This is a genomic window from Mycolicibacterium phocaicum, from assembly GCF_010731115.1.
GTDB classification, from domain to species: domain Bacteria; phylum Actinomycetota; class Actinomycetes; order Mycobacteriales; family Mycobacteriaceae; genus Mycobacterium; species Mycobacterium phocaicum.
This window is the reverse complement of sequence record NZ_AP022616.1, coordinates 1,521,599-1,543,207: the sequence shown is the minus strand read 5'-3', so window position 1 is coordinate 1,543,207 and position 21,609 is coordinate 1,521,599. Positions and strand designations below refer to the sequence as shown.

Sequence of the window (21,609 nt, the reverse complement as noted above, 5' to 3'; positions counted from 1 at the left end):
ACGCGCGCTGCGATCGACTGTGCGTCAGCGCTGAAGACTTGCGAGTGTCGCACGGCGCAGGCGCACGATCAATGCGGCACGGGGTCGGAAACAGGGTTGGCGCGCAACGGGTCTGCGGCCACCGGGACCAACGGCACGGCCAGCACCGGGAACAGCGCGCACACCGCGAACGCGGCCGGGAACCCGAAGGCTCCGATCAGGGCGCCGAACACCGGCGGCACGATGCCTGCCGTCAGCAATTGCGTCGTGTTCTGCACACCCAGCGCCCGGCCACTCCAGAACGGCCCTGCGATTTCGGCAATTGCGGTGAACGACAGTCCGTTATCGGTCACGGTGACCACCGACGCCACCACCATCAGGAACACGGCCACCGGCCAGTGCAGGTAGTCGGTCAACGCCAGCAGTCCCATGGAGACCCCGGCGGCAACCGCGATCACGCGTACCGGATGCAGCCGCGAGCCCATCACATCCGACCACCGGCCGGCGCCGATTCGCCCTGCGGCACCGCACAATTGGGCCACCGTCACCATCGCGCCCGCCGCGCCGGCCGACCAGCCGTGCGCTGTCATCAGCCACACCAGCGAGAAGGTCCACACCAGGCACTGCGGCGCGACCAGCAACACCGACACGGCATGGATGCGCGCCAGTACCGACGACCCGCGGTAGGGATTGGCCAGATCGGTTGCGGGGGCGGAGGATCGGGGCGGCCGGGGCGGATCGATGACGCCGATGACGGTCACCACGGCGGCGACCAGACAGGCGATCGCGGGGAACAACAGCGCGGCCGATACCCCTGACGACTCGGCCAGGCGCGGAATCACCAAGGCGCCCAGCCCAACTCCGAGTGGCTGCGCCGTCTGGCGGATGCCCATCACGAGCCCGCGTTGCTCGGGCGGGAACCAGCCGACCACCAGCCGGCCGCTCGCGGAATTGGAACTCGCGGCCGCCATGCCGCCCAACAACAGGAAGGCTCCGACCGCCACCAACGAGTCGGCCCACGCCGCCGCGAACGCCGCCGCCGAGGTCAGCAACGACCCGACGGTCAGCACGAACCGTTCGCCGACCCGGTCGACCACCCAGCCCCACGCGATGAGCGTCAGGACCATGCCGAAGCTCGGCATGGCGGAGACCAGACCGGCACGCGACAGGTCGAGGCCGCGCTCGCCGTGCAGCGTCGGGATCAGAAAGGCGGCGCCGTTGATGAAGACGTTGGCGCACATCGTCGAGCCGAGCGCGATCACCAGCATCGACCAGCGGCGGACGGCTGAGACGTTGGTGACCATGGCTTCATGGTGCCACCAGGCTTCTCAAGATATGAATCCATTTCTCAATATATGAGAACAACTAGGGTCGGCAACATGGCTCAGCGCGCGTACTTCTCACGTTTGACGGGGGCCTTCGTGGCCGGCCTGATGCTGGTGGCGGCACCGATACCGACGGCATCGGCAGCTGCGCCGAACTGGTCGGGCCTGGACGCCCGGGCGTTCGCGGACCGGGTATCGCCGCCGGGTGGGCTCATCCGGACCGTCCCGCTGAACCCCGAGCTGTCGGTCGCCGGTGCGGCCCGCGCCTACCGAATCCTGTATTCGACCACCGACCAACACAATTCACCGGCGGTCAGTACCGGCGTGGTGTTCGTGCCGCCCGGCGAGGCCCCGCCGGGCGGCTGGCCCGTCATCGCCTGGGCGCACGGCACCGTCGGCCTGGGTGACGACTGCACGCCCTCGGCGCAGCCACGCAGCGCACGCGACAACGAGTATCTGAGCCACTGGCTGAATGAGGGTTACGTCGTCGTCGGATCCGACTACACGGGTCTGGGCACCCCGGGTCTGATGAGCTACCTCAACAGCGTCGCCACCGCGCACGCCATCATCGATTCGGTGATCGCCGCGCATCACATGAACCTGCCGCTGTCGCCGAAGTGGGCTCTGGTCGGTCAGTCCCAGGGCGGCGCGGCGGCGGTCGCGAGCGCACGGTGGGCCACCGAATTCAGCAAGGGGAGCGGCCTGGACTACCGCGGTGTCGTGGCGACCGGCACCCCGGCGAACATCGACGACGTCATCATCACGGCAGGCCCCGACATGGTGCTGCCGCCCGGGTTGGGTCCCATCGCGTCGGCCTACACGGCCTACATCCTCGCCGGCTTCCGGGAGCTGCGCCCGGACGTCAACAGTGTGCTCACGCCGGCCGGTCTGACCGCGGCGGACCAGGCCGAGACCCTGTGCACCGCACCACTGAGTGCGGCGGTGACGGGCCTCACGCCGCCACAGTTCTTCTCCGCCCCACTGGCGTCGCTACCGGACATGCGCCGGGCGCTGGCCGACTTCATGGGCACGCCCATCGCGGGCTACGACCGGCCGATCTTCCTCGGCGTCGGCCTCAAGGACCGTGACGTACCGCCGTCGTCGACCCTGAAGTTCGCCGATCAGCTCAAGGCCAACGGCCAGGACGTGGCGCTGTACGTCTACCCCGAGGATGACCACTCCAGCACCGTGCTGACCTCGATGGCCGACTCGACTCCCTTCCTGCAAGCCCAGTTCGCGGGCTGACCAGCGGGCCTCACTAGGCTGGACGGATGCGCCTAGGTCGAATTGCCAGTCCAGACGGCGTCGCTTTTGTGGTGATCGAGGGCGACCCGAACTCCGATGCGGTCTGCAAAGAAATCGCTGAGCAGTACCTGTCCCGCAACCCCACCTTCACCGGGCGCTCCTGGCCGCTGGCCGACGTCCGGCTGCTGGCGCCGATCCTGGCCAGCAAGGTGATCTGCATGGGCAAGAACTACGCGGCACACGCCCGTGAGATGGGAAGCGAGCCGCCCGAGGATCCGGTGATCTTCCTCAAGCCGAACACCGCGATCATCGGGCCGAACATCCCGATCCAGCTGCCCGCCGACGCCAACCCCGTGCACCACGAGGGCGAACTGGCGGTGGTCATCGAACGTCCGGGCAAGGACATCCCGGCGGCCAAGGCCAAGGACTACATCCTCGGCTACACGATCGCGAACGATGTCTCGGCACGTGATCAGCAGAAGAAGGACGGCCAGTGGATGCGGGCCAAGGGGCACGACACGTTCTGCCCGGTCGGCCCGTGGATCGAGACCGCCGTGGACCCGGCCGATCTGGACATCCGCACCGAGGTGAACGGCGAGAAGCGGCAGGACAGCAACACCGCGCTGCTGTTGCACGATGTCGGCGCCATCATCGAATGGGTCTCGGCCGTCATGACGCTGCTGCCCGGCGACATCATCCTCACCGGAACCCCCGAGGGCGTCGGCCCGATCGAGGACGGCGACACCGTCAGCATCACCGTCGAGGGTATCGGCACCCTCTCCAATCCTGTTGTGCGTAAAGGGAAATAACGTGAACACACCTGTCAGGGTTCGCTTCTGTCCGTCGCCGACCGGCGCGCCGCACGTCGGCCTGGTCCGCACCGCCCTCTTCAACTGGGCGTACGCGCGACACACCGGTGGCGACTTCGTCTTCCGGATCGAGGACACCGATGCTGCGCGCGACAGCGAGGAGAGCTACAACGCGATCCTCGACGCGCTGCGCTGGCTCGGGCTGAACTGGGATGAGGGGCCCGAGGTCGGCGGCCCCTACGAGCCGTACCGGCAGTCGCAGCGCGGCGACCTCTACCGCGACGTGATCGCGAAACTGCTTGCCGCGGGCGAGGTTTACGAGGCCTACTCGACGCCCGAAGAGGTCGAGGCCCGGCACCTCGCGGCGGGCCGTAACCCCAAGCTGGGCTACGACAACTACGACCGCGACCTCACCGCCGAGCAGAAGGCCGCGTTCGAGGCCGAGGGCCGAAAGCCGGTGCTGCGCCTCAAGATGCCCGACGAGGACATCTCCTGGGTGGACCTGGTGCGTGGCGAGACGACCTTCGCCGCCGGCGTGGTTCCGGACTTCGCGATCACGCGCGCGAGCGGAGAGCCGTTGTACACCTTGGTCAATCCGGTCGACGACGCGCTGATGAAGATCACCCATGTGCTGCGCGGCGAGGATCTGCTGCCGTCGACGCCGCGGCAGATCGCGCTGTACCAGGCGCTGATCCGGATCGGTGTCGCCGACGCGGTGCCGCAATTCGCCCACCTGCCAAGCGTTCTCGGTGACGGTAACAAGAAGCTGTCCAAGCGCGACCCGCAGTCCAACCTGTTCCTGCACCGCGACCGCGGATTCATCCCCGAGGGCCTGCTGAACTACCTGGCGTTGCTGGGCTGGGGCATCGCCGACGACAACGACCTCTTCAGCCTCGACGAGATGGTGGCGGCGTTCGACGTGGCCGACGTCAACTCGAACCCGGCGCGCTTCGACCAGAAGAAGGCCGACGCCATCAACGCCGAGCACATCCGCCGGCTGGCCCCGGAGGACTTCGCCGCACGGCTCAAGGCGTATCTCGACGCGCACGGCCACGACACCACGTTGAACGCCTTGGCTTTCGCCGCGGCGGCCGAGTTGATCCAGACCCGCATCGTGGTCCTCGGCGACGCGTGGGACCTCGTGAAGTTCTTCAACGACGACGCCTACGTGATCGACGAGAAGTCGGCGGCCAAGGAACTCAAGCCCGAGGCTGCCGAGGTCCTGGACGCGACGCTGAGCGCCTTGGCGGGCGTCGGCGAGTGGAACACCGCCAACATCGAGGCCGCGCTCAAGGCGGCGCTGCTGGACGGCCTGGAACTCAAGCCCCGCAAGGCGTTCGGTCCCATCCGGGTGGCGGTCACCGGCGCGACGGTCAGCCCGCCGCTGTTCGAGTCGATGGAATTGCTCGGCCGTGAGCGCAGTCTGGCGCGGTTGCAGGCGGCCCGAAACGGCCTGTGAGCGGGCGATTTAAAGGCAGGGCCAACTGTTTGGTAGTCTGCTCGTCGGCCCGGAAAGCGCAAAGCGGCGAACATCCGCTGAGGTTTCCAGGCCGAAGATGCCCGTGACCTGCGGTGATGGGCATCAAATGGGGTATGGTGTAATTGGCAACACAGCTGATTCTGGTTCAGCCATTCTAGGTTCGAGTCCTGGTACCCCAGCTGCCGGAGCGATTAGGTCAGCCAGCGCAACTGAGCTAAGCTATCGCTCCGGAAGTTCTAGCCCCCGTCGTCTAGCGGCCTAGGACGCCGCCCTCTCACGGCGGTAGCGTGGGTTCGAATCCCATCGGGGGTACGTACGAACGCCGGACCTGACAACAGGTCCGGCGTTTTGTCTTTCTCGGGGTCTCACCTGCCGCCGGCCAGGAATCCGAGATCCCGCCGGCCGCGCCCGACCGACGGCTCCGGATCGGCGCCTAGGGTGCCGTGGAGCAGTTCGTGATAAACGTCACGGAAGTCGACGGTGGTCTTCAGATCGCCGTCGGTGAGATCGGTCAGGCTCGGTGCGTCGCCGTAGAACCCGCCCTTGACGGGGGTGCCGGCGATGAACACCGGACCGGACGTGCCGTGGTCGGTGCCCTGTGAGGCGTTGGCCGCGACGCGCCGCCCGAATTCCGAGTACATCAGCACCACGACGTTGCGGCCGTACGGCGTGCCCTGAAGCTTGTGGAAGAAAGGCGTAAGCGCGTCGTCGAGGGTCTTGAGCAATGCCTGCTGGGGGGCGCGCTCGTCGGCGTGTGTGTCGAAGCCCAGCAGCTGCGTCATGTACACCTGTGTGGGCACCCCGGCGCGGATGCAGCGGGCCACCAGTTCCAGGTCGCTGGCCAACTGGTTGTCGGCCTGGCCGATGGTCTGCAGGCGGCCGTTGATCACCGGCGCGAAGCGGCTGTTGGTGGCGTGGTTGGCACGGTAGGACTCGCACACCTGGCTCATGGCGGTGGTGTCGTTCGGGTCGTCGGCGCTGAGCGCGGCCAAAGTGCGCGCGACGTCGGGCGGGATGGCCGGCACGAAGTCGGAAAGTGATGCCGCGACGTGCTTTTGGCCGACGGCCAGGGGCGGCAGCACGGTGCCGATGTTGACGGCCCGGATCGGGTCGTCGCCGCTGGTGTCGAGCCAGCGGCCGATCCAGCCGCTGGTGACCGCGTCGACGGGGTTGGCGGTCTGCCAGATGTCCATGGAGCGGAAGTGGCTGCGGTCGGGCCTCGGGTAGCCGACACCGCGCACGATCGCGAGCTTGTTGGACTGCCACAGCTTCGACATCCCGGTGAGCGCTGGGTTGAGCCCGAACGCCGGATCGAGGTGGAGCACTTCCTCGGGCTTGTAGGCGAGTTCGGGGCGGGCGTCGTGATAGGCGTTGTCGGCGTACGGGATAACGGTGTTGAGGCCGTCATTGCCGCCGTAGAGCGTGACGATCACCAGGATGCCCTGGTTGGTCGGCAGCGGACGGTCCTGACCTTCGCGCAGCAGATCGGGCAGCGTCACCGCGGCGACACCGCCGAGCAGACCGGCGGCGCCGGCCCCGGCGCTGGCGATCAAGAACTTGCGGCGATTGAACTCGGGCATGGGGATCTCTTCAGGACGTCACGTACTCGGGGGTGATGACGGCCGCTGCCACCAGCCGGTGTGGATCGGAGACCAACGGTTTGAGCGCGGCTGCCGAGCGATCCGACCAGGCGCCGATGCCGAACAGGTAACCGACGCCGTCGATCCGCTCACTGGACGCCATCTGCTCGACGGCGCTGATGTCGCTGAGCGCCAGCAGCCGGTTGGCGGCCCAGACCCGCGCCGCCGCACTGTTGGTCGACAACCAGAGCTGGCCGCGGGGCCAGCCGCCGACGTCCGGCGGATAGAAGGGGCGCTGACCCATCACCCGGAGCACCTGGTCGAGGTCGGCGAGGACGTGCTCGTCGTCGAGGGGAACCGCGAGCGACCGGACGATGCCCATCAGCCATTCCACGGGAGTGCTCACGACGGTGCCGGCGGCCTTGGTGAATTCGGGATCGAGCACGACGGCCTTGGTGAGCGCCTTGAGATCTCGGTTGTGGCCGTAGGCGGCGACCAGGCGGGTCACGGTGTCGGGGGAGGCCGGCTGGTCCGAAGCCAGCAGGCGCCAGAGGGTTCCGGCGACGAACGCCGCGGAGGCGGGCTGACGCAGGACGATGTTGCAGAAGTCGGTGTCGGTGAGGTTGCCGGTGACACCGAGCACGGTCTTGACGGACTCGTCATGATGCTCGGCGTAGATGACAGTGCTGCCGTCGGGCTTCAGGTGCCGCCCGGTGAGGGTCTTGGCGCCCTCTTTGACGTCGATCTCGGTGTAGCCGTTGGCATGTCCCATGGTGAAGAGCTCCATGAACTCCCGGGACAGGTTCTCGTTGGGCGCCGCGGCGGTGTTCACGTCACCGTCGAGCCAGTGCAGCATCGCACCGTCGGTGAGCATGGCCCACGCGAGGCTGCCGAAGTCACCGAGCTTGAGGGTACGCAGCTTCTCGTTCTGCTCGCCCATCAACTGGGCCGCGTTGACCTTCTCCGCCGAGGTGGCAAAGTGGTTGTGCCACAACAGCGTCAGCTTCTCGTGGACGGGCTGCTGCACGGCGGCCATGCGGCGCAACCACCACCCCGACAGTTCCTGCATGCGCGCCACGAGTTCCTGGCCGAATGTGGCGATCTCGGTGGCCGAGGCGCCCGACGGTGGGTACTGCGGGATGGCGGATTTCGGCATCGGGGTCGCGATGGCACCCGGGTCGGCGTTCGGATCGAGGCTCAGCGCCCAATCGAGATACCCCGACCAGTCCTGTTTGACGACAGCATCCACCTGGGCTCCGGTGGTTCCGAAGCCGGTGCGGCGCAGCATCCGTGCGGTTGCCAGCCACTGCGGTGGCTGCGACACGATGAAACCTACTTTCCTACAGCGGTACGTCCCCGCCGGCGCTGCCGGGGTCACTTAGGAACTTAGGTGATCGGCGCCACCGTCGTCACCGTATGCGGCGTATTCAAAGGTTTGCTGGTTCGTCTCACAGGCGGCGGGTGAGCGCTTCGGCCGCGGCCAGCAGATCGCTCGCCCAGCGCACGCCGGGGCGCCGGCCCATCCGGTCGATCGGCCCGGAGACCGACACCGCCGCGATCACCGCGCCGCGGTTGTCCCGCACCGGCGCCGAGACGCTGGCCACGCCGGGCTCACGTTCGGCGGCGCTCTGTGCCCAACCGCGCCGGCGGACCTCGGCCAGGACGCGGTCGGTGAACTTCGCCGTCGGCAGCACCGCCTGCTGGGTGGCGGGATCGCTGTACGCCAGCAGGACTTTGGCGCCGGAGCCGGCGGTCATGGGCAGCCGGCTGCCGACCGGCACGGTGTCGCGCAGGCCCGACGGTGGCTCGAGGGCCATGACGCACACCCGGGCCATGCCTTCCCGGCGATAGAGCTGCACGCTCTCGCCGGTGATCTCGCGTAGTCGGGGGAGTACCGCGCCCGCAGCGCTCAGCAGCGGATCGTTTACCTGCCCGGCCAGTTCGGTCAGTGCCGGGCCGAGCCGCCACCGTCCTTCGTTGTCGCGGGCCAGAAGTCGATGGACCTCCAGGCCCGCGGCCAGTCGGTGGGCGGTCGCCCGGGGCAGCCCGGTCCGGGTGCACAGTTCGGCCAGTCCACACGGTGACTCGGCCACTGAATGCAGCACACCCACCGCTTTGTCGAGGACGCCGATGCCGCTATCCTGTCTCACAGGGAGATACTAACGTCTCGCATTGTGAGATGGTAGGTCAGCCCTCCCGGGTATCGCGGAAGGAACTGCACAGTCATGACGAACAAGCCACGCACCATGGCGGAGAAGGTCTGGGCGGACCATGTGGTGGTCGAGGGTGCCGGTGAAGGCGCCGCCCGCGAACCCGATCTCATCTATATAGACCTTCATCTGGTGCACGAGGTCACCAGCCCGCAGGCATTCGACGGCCTGCGCCTGGCCGGTCGTCCCGTCCATCGCCCGGACCTCACCATCGCGACCGAGGACCACAACGTCCCCACGATCGACATCGACAAGCCGATCGCGGATCCGGTGTCCCGCACTCAGGTTGAGACGCTGCGGCGCAACTGTGCGGAATTCGGCATCCGCCTGCACCCGATGGGTGACGCGCAGCAGGGCATCGTGCACATCATCGGACCGCAGCTGGGTCTGACCCAGCCCGGTATGACGGTGGTGTGTGGTGACAGCCACACCTCGACGCACGGTGCCTTCGGCGCGATCGCGATGGGCATCGGCACGTCCGAGGTCGAGCATGTGCTGGCGACCCAGACGTTGCCGCTCAAGCCGTTCAAGACCATGGCGGTCAATGTCGACGGCGAACTGCCACCGGGAGTCAGTGCCAAGGACATCATTCTCGCGGTGATCGCCAAGATCGGTACCGGCGGCGGCCAGGGTCACGTCATCGAATACCGCGGCAGTGCCATCGAATCGCTGTCGATGGAAGGCCGCATGACGATCTGCAACATGAGCATCGAAGCGGGTGCCCGCGCCGGCATGGTGGCGCCCGACGAGACGACGTTCGAGTTCCTCAAGGGCCGTCCGCATGCGCCGCAGGGGGCGGATTGGGACGCGGCCGTGGCGGCCTGGACGGCGTTACGTACTGACGAGGGTGCCGAATTCGACACCGAGGTGCACATCGACGCGGCCACCCTGAGCCCGTTCGTCACCTGGGGTACCAACCCCGGGCAGGGCGTGCCGCTGTCCGCGAATGTCCCTGACCCAGAACAAATGTTCGATGAAGGTGACCGGCTGGCCGCCGAAAAGGCGTTGGCCTACATGGACCTTCGGGCCAATACGCCCATGCGGGACATCGCGGTGGACACCGTGTTCGTCGGTTCCTGCACCAACGGCCGGATCGAAGATCTGCGGGTGGTGGCCGATGTGCTGCGTGGCCGCAAGATCGCCGACGGCGTGCGGATGCTCGTGGTGCCCGGGTCGATGGCGGTGCGTGCACAGGCCGAATCCGAGGGTCTGGGAGAGGTTTTCACCGCCGCCGGCGCCGAGTGGCGGCAGGCCGGCTGCTCGATGTGTCTGGGCATGAACCCCGACCAGCTGGCTCCGGGCGAGCGCAGCGCCTCCACATCCAACCGGAATTTCGAAGGCCGCCAAGGCAAGGGCGGCCGCACCCACCTGGTGTCTCCCGCCGTCGCCGCCGCCACCGCGGTGCGCGGAACCCTGTCCTCACCCGCTGATCTGAGCTAGGAGCGCACTGTAATGGAGGCTTTCCACACCCACACCGGAATCGGCGTTCCGCTGCGCCGGTCCAATGTCGACACCGACCAGATCATCCCCGCGGTGTACCTGAAGCGGGTCACCCGAACGGGTTTCGAGGACGGACTGTTCGCCGGCTGGCGGACCGATCCGTCGTTCATCCTCAACCTCCCGCCGTTCGACCGCGGCTCGGTTCTGGTCGCCGGACCCGATTTCGGCACCGGCTCGTCGCGCGAACACGCGGTGTGGGCATTGATGGATTACGGATTCCGGGTCGTCATCTCGTCGCGCTTCGCAGATATTTTTCGGGGAAATTCTGGCAAGGCCGGATTGCTCGCCGCGGAGGTCGCACAGGACGATGTCGAACTGCTCTGGAAGCTGATCGAGCAGAACCCGGGGCTGGAAATCACTGTGAATCTTCAAGATCGGAATTTGACCGCGGGAACGGTCGTGCTGCCCTTCAAGATTGACGATTACACCGCATGGCGGCTGCTCGAAGGTCTTGACGATATAGGCCTTACGCTGCGGAAACGCGACGAGATCGAGGCCTTCGAGCAGCGTCGGCCGAGCTACAAACCGCGCACTCTGCCGGCCTGACCAAGGGGCTCCGCAGGTCCCGGCGGAGGGCCTGCGGAGCAATTTCGGCACTCGGGCGCAGCTCGAATCCCTGCCCCCGCAACCACGTTTCGAAACCTCTCAACCACCTCCCAAGTGGGCCAACCGGATTGCCGAATTTCGTCATAGCTATGCCCGAAACCGGGCGTGGCTCTTGGAAATCGGCGGGTACTGGGTTTACCGTGTGCATTAGTCGGTCCACCCAGGGCCACTGAAATCGGAGGTTTTGGATGAACAAAGCAGAACTCATCGATGCCCTGACAGAGAAGTTGGGCACCGATCGTCGTCAGGCCACCGCGGCCGTCGAGCACATCGTGGACACCATCGTCCGCGCCGTGCACAAGGGTGAGAGCGTCACCATCACCGGCTTCGGCGTCTTCGAGCAGCGTCGCCGCGCCGCCCGCGTCGCGCGCAACCCGCGCACCGGTGAGACCGTCAAGGTGAAGCCGACGTCGGTTCCGGCTTTCCGCCCGGGCGCTCAGTTCAAGGCCGTTGTCGCTGGCCAGCAGCGTCTTTCGGCTGACGGCCCCGCCGTGAAGCGCGGCGCCACCGCAGCTCCGGCCAAGCGTGGCGCTGCCAAGAAGGCCGCCCCGGCCAAGAAGGCCGCTCCCGCCAAGAAGGCCGCCGCCACCAAGGCTCCGGCCAAGAAGGCCGCTCCGGCCAAGAAGGCCGCTCCGGCGAAGAAGGCTGCGGCTCCGGCCAAGAAGGCCGCTCCCGCCAAGAAGGCCGCTCCGGCGAAGAAGGCTGCGGCTCCGGCCAAGAAGGCCGCTCCCGCCAAGAAGGCCGCACCGGCGAAGAAGGCTGCGGCTCCGGCCAAGAAGGCCGCTCCCGCCAAGAAGGCCGCACCGGCCAAGAAGGCTGCTCCCGCCAAGAAGGGCCGCCGCTAAGCCCTATCCGATAGGTCCGACTCGGACACGCCGTGGATCAACCGATCCACGGCGTGTCTGTGTGTGGAGTGTCAGCGCTTCGTCGGCAGTGGGCTGCCGATGTGATCCGCGGCGACGAGCGCGTCACCGTGCAGTGACATCACCCACATGCTGCCCTTGCGATTACGCGATTTGTCGGGCCGGATGCCGCTGCGCTCGCACCACCACGAAATCAGGTCCGGGATCACCTTGCCCTGCGTGCAGATGACGGGGACCGTTTCGTCGTCGGCTTTTGCGGCGATCTTCAGCACCCGCTTGCGGGCCGCGTCGGCGTCGGCCGCGAAGGCCTCTTCGGTCAGCGTCGGTTCATCCCGTACCCGGACACCGAGCTCCTGCGCCAGCGGTTCCACGGTCTGGTGGCACCGGGTCCGCGACGCCGCGTGGACCTCGCCGGCACCGAAAGCGAGCAGTTGGCCGACAAGCGATTCCGCCTGTGCCCGGCCTTTCTTGTCGAGCGGCCGCAGCCGGTCGTCGCCCTTGTACCGGGCCTTGCGGCCCGCGGTCGCGTGCCGGACGATCAGCACGGTGCGGGTATCGGCGGGCCGACGGGTGAAGCGCCGCAGAACTTTTCGGTCGTGCGGGTATTGCAGCCGGAGCATGGCCTCGGTCACCGGCAGCCAGTCGAGCTTGTCGACCTCGGCGTTGGGGCTGAACCCGCCGCCGGTCGTGCGGGCCGCCCAGTAGCGGACCTTCTTGGTGCCGTATTCCAGCGGATAGCTGACGGCGGCCAGCCGGCGGCCCAGTACCGACTCGTACCCGGTCTCTTCCAGGATCTCCCGCACGGCGGTAACCGGTTCGGTCTCACCGGGATCCACCTTGCCCTTGGGCAGCGACCAGTCGTCGTAGCGCGGTCGGTGGACGACGGCGATCAGTGGCGCTCCGGACTCGCCGGGGCGCCACAGCACCGCCCCGGCCGCGAACACCGGCGTCGCGGGGGTGTCGTGCGCCGTCTTGTTCGGCACCTGTGCTCCTGGATGTGGTTGTCGGGATCAGGTTTTCGCGGTGCGTTGCCGCCGGGCGAAAACTACGGTGTGCGGTGCCGCTCCATGATCGACACCTGGTGATCCCGGACCTTCTCGCCTTCGCGCGGCAGCGCGGTCCAGTGTCCGTCCGGACCCAGCTCCCAGCAACGGGTGGCCGGATCCATTGCCGAATCGAACACCCCGCTCAGCTCCTCGGTCAGTCTCGGGTCCTTCACCTGCGCCATCACCTCGACGCGTCGGTCGAGATTACGATGCATCATGTCGGCGCTGCCGATCCAGAATTCATTGATGGCGTTGAAGTGAATAACGCGTGAATGTTCAAGGAAGCGGCCGAGAATCGAGCGCACGACGATGTTCTCGGAGAATCCCTCGGCGCCGGGACGCAGCGCGCAGATACCTCGGACCACGACCTCGACCCGCACCCCGGCCTGCGACGCCCGGTACAGCGCATCGATGACCTGTTCGTCGACCAGGGCGTTCATCTTCATCCGGATGCGGCCGTCGCCTCCGGCCCGCTTGGCCTCGATCTCGCGCTCGATGCGCTCGATGATGCCGCGCCGCACACTGTGCGGAGCGACCAGCAGGTTGCGGTACGACACCTTGCGTGAGTAGCCGGTCAGCGAGTTGAACAGGTCGGTGAGGTCGGCGCCGATCTCCGGCGAGGCCGTCAGCAGGCCGACGTCCTCGTACAGGCGCGCGGTTTTCGGGTTGTAGTTGCCCGTGCCCACATGGCAGTAGCGGCGGATGGTCGAACCTTCGCGACGCACCACCAACGCCGTCTTGCAATGGGTCTTGAGCCCGATGAGTCCGTACACCACGTGCACGCCCGCCTGCTCCAGCGCGCGCGCCCACTTGATGTTGGCCTGCTCGTCGAACCTGGCCTTGATCTCCACCAGCGCCACCACCTGCTTGCCGGCCTCGGCGGCATCGATCAGCGCGTTGACGATCGGGGAGTCACCCGAGGTGCGGTACAGCGTCTGCTTGATGGCCAACACATTCGGGTCGGCGGCGGCCTGCTCGATGAAACGCTGCACCGTGGTGGAGAACGAGTCGTACGGGTGGTGCACCAGGACGTCCCCGTCGCGGAGCGTCGAGAAGATGCTCTTCGGTGTCTCGCGCTCGCCGAACGCCGGGGGCGTGGCCGGCACGAACGGCCGGTCCTTCAGATCGGGTCGGTCGACGCCGTAGATCTGCCACAGTGACGAAAGGTCCAGCAGTCCAGGAACTTCGATCACGTCGCCCGGGTGCACGTCCAGCTCACGCAACAGCAGGTCGAGCATGTTCTCGGTCATGTCGGTGGCGACTTCGAGCCGTACCGGTGAGCCGAACCGCCTGCGCGCCAGCTCCCGTTCCAGCGCCTGCAGCAGATCCTCGTCGCGGTCTTCCTCGACTTCGAAGTCGGCGTTGCGGGTGATCCGGAACGCGTGGTGCTCGACGATGTCCAGGCCGGGGAACAGCACCGGCAGGAATGCGGCGATGAGTTCTTCCATCGGCAGGAACCGCACGCGCGACTTCACGCCGTCGGCCGTCGTGCCCGGCTCGGGCAACTCCACGAACCGATCGACGTTGTCCGGCACTTTGATTCGGGCGAAGTGCTGAGTGCCGTCCTCGGGATTGCGCACGGTGATGGCGAGGTTGATGCTCAAGCCGCTCACGAAGGGGAACGGATGCGCGGGGTCGACGGCCAGCGGCGTCAGCACCGGGAACACCTGATCGTGGAAATAGGTGGAGAGCTTGGACTGCTCGTGCTCGTCCAGCTCGCTCCAGTTGACGATCGTGATGCCCTGCTCGGCCAGCGCCGGACGCACCACCTCACCGAACACGGTGGCGTGGCGGGTCGAGATCTGCTGAGTGCGTTCGCCGATCCGGCGCAGCTGTTCGCGCGGTGACAGCCCGTCCGCCGACCGGACCGACAGCCCGGTCTCGTCACGGCGCTTCAGGCCGGCCACCCGGACCATGTAGAACTCATCGAGATTCGAGGCGAAGATCGCCAGGAACTTGGCCTGCTCCAACAACGGCAGCGACCGGTCGGCGGCGAGCGCCAACACCCGGGCGTTGAAGTCCAGCCAGCTCAGCTCGCGGTTGAGGTACCGGTCATCGGGTAGCGCGCCGTCCGTCGGATCCGCGGTGGCAGCGGGCAGTGTCTCCGGGTCCGAGTCGACGGGGGTGCGGTCGGTGTGTGCTGAACGGGTGTCGGCTTCGGTCACCCCGACGATCATTCCCTATCTGTTGGGTACAGGCCACATGGTTGGTGAACGCCGGTGGTCAGCCGACGATCCGCGTCGTGGCCGGCCCGACACCAAGCCGGCGCGCCGTCTCCAGGTCGTCCGGGGTGTCGATGTCGCAGCGTAGCCCCGGCCAGTCACCCGACAGTTCCACCGCGCCCGAATCGGCATGGCGCCGTGCGGAATCGGCGCCGAACTCGGGAACGAGTGGGGCACCGAAGGCGAACAGTGCCGCGGTACCGGTGCGGTGCCGGTCGGCGATGAAACTGCGGGCATGCCCACTGGCGCCGGCGATCGCGTCGGCCAATTCCGCGGTGCGCAGCGCGGGCAGGTCACCTTGCAACACCGCGACGTTCGTCACCCGGTCCCGCAGCACGCGCTCGGTGGCGGCGAGTGCGTGATTCAACGGATCGGGGTGTCCGGCCGGCGTGGGGTCCAGCAGCACGCCGGCACCGAGTTCGCGCACCGCGGCGGCGGCGTCCGGGTCGGGCGTGACGACGGTTACCGAGCCGACGGCCGGCACGGCCAGGGCCGCGGTGATGGTGTCGAGCAGCATCGCGAGCACCACCTGCTCGCGCAGATCGCCGGCGAAAACCGGGGCCAGTCGGGTCTTGGCCGCGGCCAGCCGTTTCACCGCGATGATCAACCCGACACCGGCGCCATCGCCGGCCGTCTGCACCCTCGGGTCGCCGCTCATGACCGCCATACTGCCAAAGGGCCGGCGGGGCTACTGTTGACGCGTGGTGGAGGCAGCGGTGATGGGTGCCGGCGCGTGGGGGACGGCACTGGCTAAAGTCCTGGCGGACGCGGGCAACAATGTGACGTTGTGGGCGCGCAGCGCGGAGGTGGCGCGCGAGATCAACGAGACCCACCGGAACTCGAAGTATCTCGGTGACCGGACGCTGCCGGCGTCCATCAAGGCGACGGCGGATCCCGCCGAGGCGCTGACGGGCGCCTGCACCGTGCTGCTGGCGGTGCCGTCCCAGACGCTGCGCACCAATCTGACCGCCTGGACCGGATACCTCGGTGACGACACCACGCTCGTCAGCGTGGCCAAGGGCATCGAGCTCGACAACCTGTTGCGCATGAGCCAGGTAATCGTCCAGGTCACGGGTGCCGACCCGAGCCGGGTCGCCGTCCTCAGCGGACCCAACCTGGCCAGCGAAGTGGTCGACGAGCAGCCGGCCGCCACGCTGATCGCGTGCACCGATTCGGGACGTGCGGTCGCGTTGCAGCGCGCCTTCGCCACCGGCTACTTCCGGCCGTACACCAGCGCCGACGTGATCGGCGCCGAAGTGGGCGGGGCCTGCAAGAACGTCATCGCGCTGGCCTGCGGGATGGCGGCGGGCGCCGGGTTCGGCGAGAACACGGCCGCCGCGATCATCACCCGCGGGCTGGCCGAGATCATGCGATTGGGAATCGCGCTCGGCGCCAAGGGCGTAACGCTGGCCGGACTGGCCGGCGTCGGTGATCTGGTCGCCACCTGCACCTCGCCGCAGTCCCGCAACCGCAGCTTCGGCGAGCGCCTGGCGCGCGGCGGCACCATGGAGTCGGCGACGGCCGCGGCCAGCGGCAAGGTCGCCGAGGGCGTCACGTCCTGCCAGTCGGTGCTGGCGCTGGCCGAGAGTTACGACGTCGAGATGCCGCTGACCGACGCGGTGAACCGGGTGTGCCACAAGGGTTTGTCGGTGGACCAGGCGTTCGCGTTGTTGCTCGGCCGCAGCACCAAGCCGGAGTAGGGCCGTGGACGGCCAGCTCGGCGACTCCACCCGTACCGTCAAAGCGACTGCGTCGCAACGGGTTCCAGGGCTGCCGGTGGCGCCGCCCCCGGTTCCGGTGGCGGCGTATCACCTGTCCGACGATGAATCGGACGGTCTGGACTTCTACGGCCGCAACTCCAATCCGGCCTGGCGTCAACTGGAATCGGCCCTGGCCGAGCTGGAGGGCGCCACCTCGGCGCTGACGTTCTCCTCGGGGATGGCCGCGATATCGTCCGCGCTGCGGGTGCTGGCAATCCCCGGCACCACGCTCGTGGTCCCCGCCGACGGCTACTACCAGGTGCGCCGATACGCGGCCGAGCATCTCGCGGCCCGTGGCGTCACGGTGATCGAGGCGACCGCCGCGCAGATGTACGACGCCGCCGCGGGCGCCGACGTCGTGCTCGCCGAATCTCCCGTCAACCCGACGCTGGATGTCGTCGACCTGCACCGGTTGTCCACGATCTGCCGCTCCCGCGGCGCGACCCTCATGGTGGACAACACCGCCGCGACCCCGCTGGGGCAGCGGCCGCTGTCGCTCGGCGCGGACCTGGTGGTGGCCAGCGCGACGAAGGGGCTGTCCGGGCACAGCGACCTGCTGGCCGGCTACGTCGCCGGGTGCCACCGCGAACTCATGGCCGCCATCGAACGGGACCGCCTGTTGGCCGGCGCGATCCTCGGCCACTTCGAGGCCTGGCTGGCGCTGCGCAGCCTCGGCACCGCCGGTCTGCGGTTCGAGCGGCAGTGCGGCAACGCGCTCGCGCTGGCGATGACGCTCGACGCCCACCCCGCCGTGCGGACCGTGCGTTATCCGGGCCTACCGACCGACCCGGCGCACCCCGTCGCCCGCGATCAGATGCGACGTTTCGGCGGCCTGGTCGCGATCGAGCTGGCCGACGCCGCTGCCGTCCGGGAGCTGGTGAACCGCAGTCAGCTGCTGGTCGCCGCGACCAGTTTCGGCGGTATCCACACCTCGGTCGACAGGCGCGCACGCTGGGGCGATGCGGTAGAGCCGGGCTTTGCGCGGATATCGCTCGGGATCGAGGACACCGATGACCTACTGGCCGACATCACGGGTGCGCTGGGGTAGCCAGGTAGCCTCTCCAGATTGTGACTGCCCCTCAATCCTCAGCAGCCGCCGGCCGTACCCGGGTCGCCGTCGTTTACGGCGGACGCAGCTCAGAGCACGCCATCTCCTGTGTTTCGGCCGGGAGCATCCTGCGCAACCTGGACCCGGCCCGCTACGAGGTCGTCGCCGTCGGCATCACCCCGGAGGGTTCCTGGGTGCTGGGCGACGGTCGTCCGGAGACCCTCGCCATCACCGACGGCCAGCTGCCGGGTGTCACCGAGGCGTCCGGAACCGCGCTGACGCTGGCCGCCGACCCGAACCGCCGCGGTGAACTGCTGTCGCTGCAGGACGGCGTCGCACAGGTGCTGACCGCGGTCGACGTCGTCTTCCCGGTGCTGCACGGCCCGTACGGCGAGGACGGCACCATCCAGGGCCTGCTGGAACTGGCCGGTGTGCCGTATGTCGGTGCGGGTGTGCTGGCCAGCGCGGCCGGGATGGACAAGGAATTCACCAAGAAGCTGCTGGCGGCCGACGGTCTGCCGATCGGCGACCAGGTGGTGCTGCGGCCGCGCGACGTGACGCTGAGCCTCGACGACCGGGAACGTCTGGGTCTGCCGGTGTTCGTGAAGCCGGCTCGCGGCGGATCGTCCATCGGCGTCAGTCGGGTCACGTCGTGGGACGAGCTGGATCAGGCCATCGCTTATGCGCGCCAACATGATCCGAAGGTGATCGTCGAAGCCGCGATGCCGGGCCGCGAAGTGGAATGCGGGGTTCTGGAGTACCCGGACGGCCGTGTCGCGGCCAGTGAGCTGGGTGAGATTCGCGTGGGTGGCGGGTTCTACGACTTCGCCACCAAGTACCTCGAGGACGCCGCCGAACTCGACGTGCCCGCCAAGGTCGACGACGAAACCGCCGACGAGATCAGGCAGTTGGCCATCCGGGCGTTCAAAGCGCTGGACTGCCAGGGCCTGGCCCGCGTCGACTTCTTCCTCACCGAGAACGGGCCGGTGATCAACGAGATCAACACCATGCCCGGCTTCACCACCATCTCGATGTACCCGCAGATGTGGGCGGCCAGTGGTGTCGACTACGCCACGCTGCTCAGTGTCATGGTGGACACCGCGGTCGGGCGGGGGACCGGTCTGCGCTAGCGGGCCGGTGCCGGGTCCAGCGGCCGGGGCGGCATCACCTTTTCGATGAGCTCGGAGATGGTCTGGATCGGTGTCGGACCGGAGCCCTGCGGCAGCGTCAGCGCGACGTAGGTGGCCTGCGCCCCGTGGTCGACGGCGTACCAGGTGCTGGCCGAGGGGCCGCTGGCTTCGAACCACGACACCGCATTCACCATCTGCAGCGGTGCGCCGACCACGAAATCGTCGGGCCGCTCGACACCGCAGCGCAGCACCACCGTGTCGATGCCGGTCGGGCCCAGCCACGCGGCGGCGCCGGGCGGGGCGGGGTCCGCGAGCGTCGCCCGCCGGAAATCGCCCATGGCGTCGGGCAGCGCCGCGAGGAGTGCCCGGCACTGGTCGCTGTCGGCCTGCGGTGCCGGCGCGCCGGCGAGCAGGAGCGCAACGGGCTTGTCCGCAGGCGCCTGCCGCAGTGCCGCATAGGCGAGCAGACCGACGATAGCGGCGACCGCCACGACGACAGCCGCGATGATGGCGCCGCGGGGCGGCCCATCGGGATCGCCGGCCAGGGCGCTGTGGTCGCCGGGTTCGGTCATGACGGCAACTCTAGAGCGCCCGTCGCCCCGGGCGGCCGACGGCGGTCGTGCGCCATAGACTCCACCACCATGAGCAGCGCGGAATCCCGGGAGACCCTGGCGGGGCTCGGTGAGTTCGCGGTGATCGGGCGGATAACCGCTCGCCGCACCCAGCCCGCCGAGGTCGTCGTCGGTCCGGGTGACGACGCCGCGCTGCTGACGGCCGCCGACGGCCGGGTCGTGGTGTCGACCGACATGCTGGTCGAGGGCCGGCATTTCCGGCTGGACTGGTCCACACCGCATGATGTGGGCCGCAAGGCAATTGCGCAGAACGCCGCGGACATCGAGGCCATGGGCGGCCGGGCCTACGCGTTCGTCGTCGGCTTCGGGGCGCCCGTGGACACCGAGGCCGCCGACGCGCAGCGGTTGTCTGACGGAATGTGGTCGGAGGCAACGAAATTCGGTGCCGGAATCGTGGGCGGTGACCTGGTGGCCGCACCGCAGTGGGTGGTCTCGGTGACGGTGCTGGGCGACCTGGGTGGCCGCGCGCCTGTGCTGCTGTCCGGTGCGCAACCGGGGGACACCGTCGCGGTGATCGGTGACCTGGGCTGGTCTGGAGCCGGATATACCTTGTGGCGCAAAGGTATCCACGAGTTCGACGAGTTGCGCCGACGGCATCTGGTGCCGCACGTGGCGTACGGACAGGGGGCGGCCGCCGCGGCGGCGGGCGCGACCGCGTTGACAGATGTGTCCGACGGGCTGGTCGCCGACCTCGGTCACATCGCGTCGGCCTCCGGCGTCGCCGTAGACCTGTCCATGGCCGCGCTCGAGGTCGACGTGGCGACGCTGACGCCGGCGGCCGCGATGGTCGGTGGCGACGCCCGTGACTGGGTGCTCGGCGGCGGTGAGGACCACGTGCTGGTCGGCACTTTCGGTGGCGCACTGCCGGCGGGGTGGCGGGCGATCGGAACCGTCGGGCCCGGCGAAGCGCGCGTGACGGTCGACGGCGCGTCATGGCATGGAGCCGGCGGATGGGAATCGTTCGGTCAGTAAGGTACTGGCGTGAGCGCCCGACCCCTGCACGACCTGATCGACCCCGGCTGGGCCACGGCCCTGGCACCCGTCGCCCCGCAGATCACCGCGATGGGTGAATTCCTGCGCGCCGAGAACGCGGCCGGTCACGGCTATCTGCCGGCGGGGGAGAATGTGTTGCGCGCCTTCACGTTCCCCTTCGACGAGGTGCGGGTGCTGATCGTCGGCCAGGACCCCTATCCGACCCCAGGGCATGCCGTCGGGCTGAGTTTCTCGGTGGCGCCCGACGTGCGGCCGCTGCCGCGCAGTCTGTCCAACATCTTCACCGAGTACACCGCGGACCTGGGTTACGAGCCGCCCAGTTGCGGCGACCTGAGCCCGTGGTCGAAGCAGGGCGTCATGATGCTGAACAGGGTGCTGACGGTCCGGCCGGGCAATCCTGCATCGCACCGCGGGAAAGGCTGGGAAGCCGTCACCGAATGCGCGATCAACGCCCTGATCGCGCGGCCGCAGCCGCTGGTGGCGGTGTTGTGGGGCCGCGACGCGCAGACCCTCAAGCCCATGCTCACCGGCGAACGCTGCGCGAGCATCGAATCGGTGCACCCGTCACCGTTGTCGGCATCGCGCGGTTTCTTCGGGTCCCGGCCCTTCAGCCGCGCCAACGAGCTGCTGACCGGCCTCGGTGCGGACCCGATCGACTGGCGCCTGCCCTAGGACACCTCCCGCGAGCGACCGTGTTTGTACGGCGACACGCCGGTTTTGGTGTGCACTATGCGGCCGCTCGCGGGCCGCGAACTTGGCCCGAAGACACACGAAAGCGCTGCACGCGGAGTACGTGCAGCGCTTTCGTGTGAAGCTTTCAGTTGTCAGGCGGAAGCAATCCGCCCGGCGGTAGCCGAAACTAGCCGCGGGTGACCTTGCCGGCCTTGAGGCAGGAGGTGCAGGCGTTGACGCGCTTGCGGTTGCCGCCCGGACGATCCACGGCACGCACGGTCTGGATGTTCGGATCCCAGCGGCGGTTGGTCCGACGGTGGGAGTGCGAGACGGACATACCGAAGCCCGGTCCCTTTCCGCAGATGTCGCACACGGCGGCCATGAAGAACTCCTCGAAAATCAGTACTTGGGGTCTGAGTCCGACGGCCGCAGCGTTGTGCGGCGCGAACAGACAACCTGACCAGGATACCGGGCCGCCCGACGATCACCAAAATGGGTCTGGCGGCCGC

General features: G+C 68.2%; 20 protein-coding genes and 2 tRNA genes. 13 read left to right on the top strand and 9 right to left on the bottom strand.

Annotated features, from left to right (window positions below; genetic code table 11):
* Window positions 1-68: 68 nt before the first annotated feature.
* The gene (locus tag G6N46_RS07530; RefSeq protein WP_138248782.1) at window positions 69-1,283 is read right to left on the bottom strand and encodes an MFS transporter; all 1,215 of its coding nucleotides are present in this window, start codon (window positions 1,281-1,283) and stop codon (window positions 69-71) included.
* Between the two features lie 75 nt (window positions 1,284-1,358).
* Here G6N46_RS07530 and G6N46_RS07525 point away from each other — a divergent pair, with 75 nt between their 5' ends.
* From G6N46_RS07525 to G6N46_RS07505, 5 genes are all read left to right on the top strand, one after another.
* On the top strand, window positions 1,359-2,549 hold the full coding sequence (locus G6N46_RS07525) for an alpha/beta hydrolase family protein (RefSeq protein WP_406801364.1): 1,191 nt from the start codon (window positions 1,359-1,361) through the stop codon (window positions 2,547-2,549).
* A 26-nt stretch (window positions 2,550-2,575) separates the two neighbouring features.
* Entirely contained in the window at window positions 2,576-3,358 is a 783-nt protein-coding gene (locus G6N46_RS07520; RefSeq protein ID WP_029105771.1) for a fumarylacetoacetate hydrolase family protein, read from the top strand.
* Between the two features lies 1 nt (window position 3,359).
* On the top strand, window positions 3,360-4,817 hold the full coding sequence (gene gltX, locus G6N46_RS07515) for a glutamate--tRNA ligase (protein ID WP_138248783.1): 1,458 nt from the start codon (window positions 3,360-3,362) through the stop codon (window positions 4,815-4,817).
* A 128-nt stretch (window positions 4,818-4,945) separates the two neighbouring features.
* Window positions 4,946-5,017 (top strand) — tRNA-Gln (locus G6N46_RS07510).
* A gap of 60 nt (window positions 5,018-5,077) precedes the next feature.
* Window positions 5,078-5,150, top strand: a tRNA-Glu gene (locus tag G6N46_RS07505).
* A gap of 53 nt (window positions 5,151-5,203) precedes the next feature.
* Here G6N46_RS07505 and G6N46_RS07500 read toward each other — a convergent pair.
* The 3 genes from G6N46_RS07500 to G6N46_RS07490 form a co-directional block, all read right to left on the bottom strand.
* Window positions 5,204-6,418 carry a DUF1501 domain-containing protein gene (locus tag G6N46_RS07500; protein WP_138248784.1) on the bottom strand — a complete coding sequence of 405 codons (1,215 nt, stop codon included), beginning with the start codon at window positions 6,416-6,418 and terminating at the stop codon, window positions 5,204-5,206.
* 10 nt (window positions 6,419-6,428) lie between these two features.
* On the bottom strand, window positions 6,429-7,742 hold the full coding sequence (locus G6N46_RS07495; protein WP_322790396.1) for a DUF1800 domain-containing protein: 1,314 nt from the start codon (window positions 7,740-7,742) through the stop codon (window positions 6,429-6,431).
* 124 nt (window positions 7,743-7,866) lie between these two features.
* A complete protein-coding gene (locus G6N46_RS07490) occupies window positions 7,867-8,568 on the bottom strand; it encodes an IclR family transcriptional regulator (RefSeq protein ID WP_029105769.1) in 702 nt (233 codons plus the stop codon).
* A gap of 75 nt (window positions 8,569-8,643) precedes the next feature.
* Here G6N46_RS07490 and leuC point away from each other — a divergent pair, with 75 nt between their 5' ends.
* The 3 genes from leuC to G6N46_RS07475 all read left to right on the top strand — a co-directional run bounded on the left by leuC (window position 8,644) and on the right by G6N46_RS07475 (window position 11,579).
* Window positions 8,644-10,068: a 3-isopropylmalate dehydratase large subunit gene (gene leuC / locus G6N46_RS07485; RefSeq protein ID WP_020103819.1), complete on the top strand. Its 1,425-nt coding sequence runs from the start codon at window positions 8,644-8,646 to the stop codon at window positions 10,066-10,068.
* Between the two features lie 12 nt (window positions 10,069-10,080).
* The gene (leuD, locus tag G6N46_RS07480; protein WP_064860460.1) at window positions 10,081-10,674 is read left to right on the top strand and encodes a 3-isopropylmalate dehydratase small subunit; all 594 of its coding nucleotides are present in this window, start codon (window positions 10,081-10,083) and stop codon (window positions 10,672-10,674) included.
* A gap of 248 nt (window positions 10,675-10,922) precedes the next feature.
* The gene (locus G6N46_RS07475) at window positions 10,923-11,579 is read left to right on the top strand and encodes an HU family DNA-binding protein (protein ID WP_029118439.1); all 657 of its coding nucleotides are present in this window, start codon (window positions 10,923-10,925) and stop codon (window positions 11,577-11,579) included.
* A gap of 71 nt (window positions 11,580-11,650) precedes the next feature.
* On the opposite strand, the gene mutT1 is transcribed toward G6N46_RS07475, so the two are convergent.
* The 3 genes from mutT1 to cofC all read right to left on the bottom strand — a co-directional run bounded on the left by mutT1 (window position 11,651) and on the right by cofC (window position 15,523).
* Entirely contained in the window at window positions 11,651-12,580 is a 930-nt protein-coding gene (gene mutT1 / locus G6N46_RS07470) for an 8-oxo-(d)GTP phosphatase MutT1 (protein WP_138248785.1), read from the bottom strand.
* A 62-nt stretch (window positions 12,581-12,642) separates the two neighbouring features.
* Window positions 12,643-14,808, bottom strand: coding sequence for an RNA degradosome polyphosphate kinase (locus G6N46_RS07465; protein WP_407665085.1), 2,166 nt, complete (start codon window positions 14,806-14,808; stop codon window positions 12,643-12,645).
* Window positions 14,809-14,866: 58 nt separating this feature from the next.
* Window positions 14,867-15,523 carry a 2-phospho-L-lactate guanylyltransferase gene (cofC, locus tag G6N46_RS07460; protein ID WP_407665084.1) on the bottom strand — a complete coding sequence of 219 codons (657 nt, stop codon included), beginning with the start codon at window positions 15,521-15,523 and terminating at the stop codon, window positions 14,867-14,869.
* A 43-nt stretch (window positions 15,524-15,566) separates the two neighbouring features.
* Between cofC and G6N46_RS07455 the strand changes: the two genes are divergently transcribed.
* From G6N46_RS07455 to G6N46_RS07445, 3 genes are read left to right on the top strand one after another with little or no spacing between them, the layout of a single operon-like run.
* Entirely contained in the window at window positions 15,567-16,565 is a 999-nt protein-coding gene (locus G6N46_RS07455) for an NAD(P)H-dependent glycerol-3-phosphate dehydrogenase (protein WP_174814031.1), read from the top strand.
* Between the two features lie 4 nt (window positions 16,566-16,569).
* Window positions 16,570-17,673, top strand: a complete 1,104-nt coding sequence (locus tag G6N46_RS07450) for a cystathionine gamma-lyase (RefSeq protein ID WP_138248787.1) — start codon at window positions 16,570-16,572, stop codon at window positions 17,671-17,673.
* Between the two features lie 20 nt (window positions 17,674-17,693).
* Window positions 17,694-18,803, top strand: a complete 1,110-nt coding sequence (locus G6N46_RS07445) for a D-alanine--D-alanine ligase family protein (RefSeq protein ID WP_138248788.1) — start codon at window positions 17,694-17,696, stop codon at window positions 18,801-18,803.
* Here the strand turns inward: G6N46_RS07445 and G6N46_RS07440 are convergent.
* Window positions 18,800-19,375, bottom strand: coding sequence for a DUF3515 domain-containing protein (locus G6N46_RS07440; RefSeq protein ID WP_138248789.1), 576 nt, complete (start codon window positions 19,373-19,375; stop codon window positions 18,800-18,802). The two genes, G6N46_RS07445 and G6N46_RS07440, sit on opposite strands and share 4 nt — an antisense overlap.
* A gap of 69 nt (window positions 19,376-19,444) precedes the next feature.
* Here G6N46_RS07440 and G6N46_RS07435 point away from each other — a divergent pair, with 69 nt between their 5' ends.
* Both G6N46_RS07435 and G6N46_RS07430 read left to right on the top strand, forming a co-directional pair.
* Window positions 19,445-20,407: a thiamine-phosphate kinase gene (locus G6N46_RS07435; protein ID WP_138248790.1), complete on the top strand. Its 963-nt coding sequence runs from the start codon at window positions 19,445-19,447 to the stop codon at window positions 20,405-20,407.
* A 9-nt stretch (window positions 20,408-20,416) separates the two neighbouring features.
* Complete coding sequence (locus G6N46_RS07430; protein WP_133425938.1) at window positions 20,417-21,100, top strand: uracil-DNA glycosylase; 684 nt, start codon at window positions 20,417-20,419, stop codon at window positions 21,098-21,100.
* A gap of 187 nt (window positions 21,101-21,287) precedes the next feature.
* Here G6N46_RS07430 and rpmB read toward each other — a convergent pair whose 3' ends face one another.
* Window positions 21,288-21,482, bottom strand: coding sequence for a 50S ribosomal protein L28 (gene rpmB / locus G6N46_RS07425; protein ID WP_029105766.1), 195 nt, complete (start codon window positions 21,480-21,482; stop codon window positions 21,288-21,290).
* Between the last annotated feature and the right edge of the window lie 127 nt (window positions 21,483-21,609).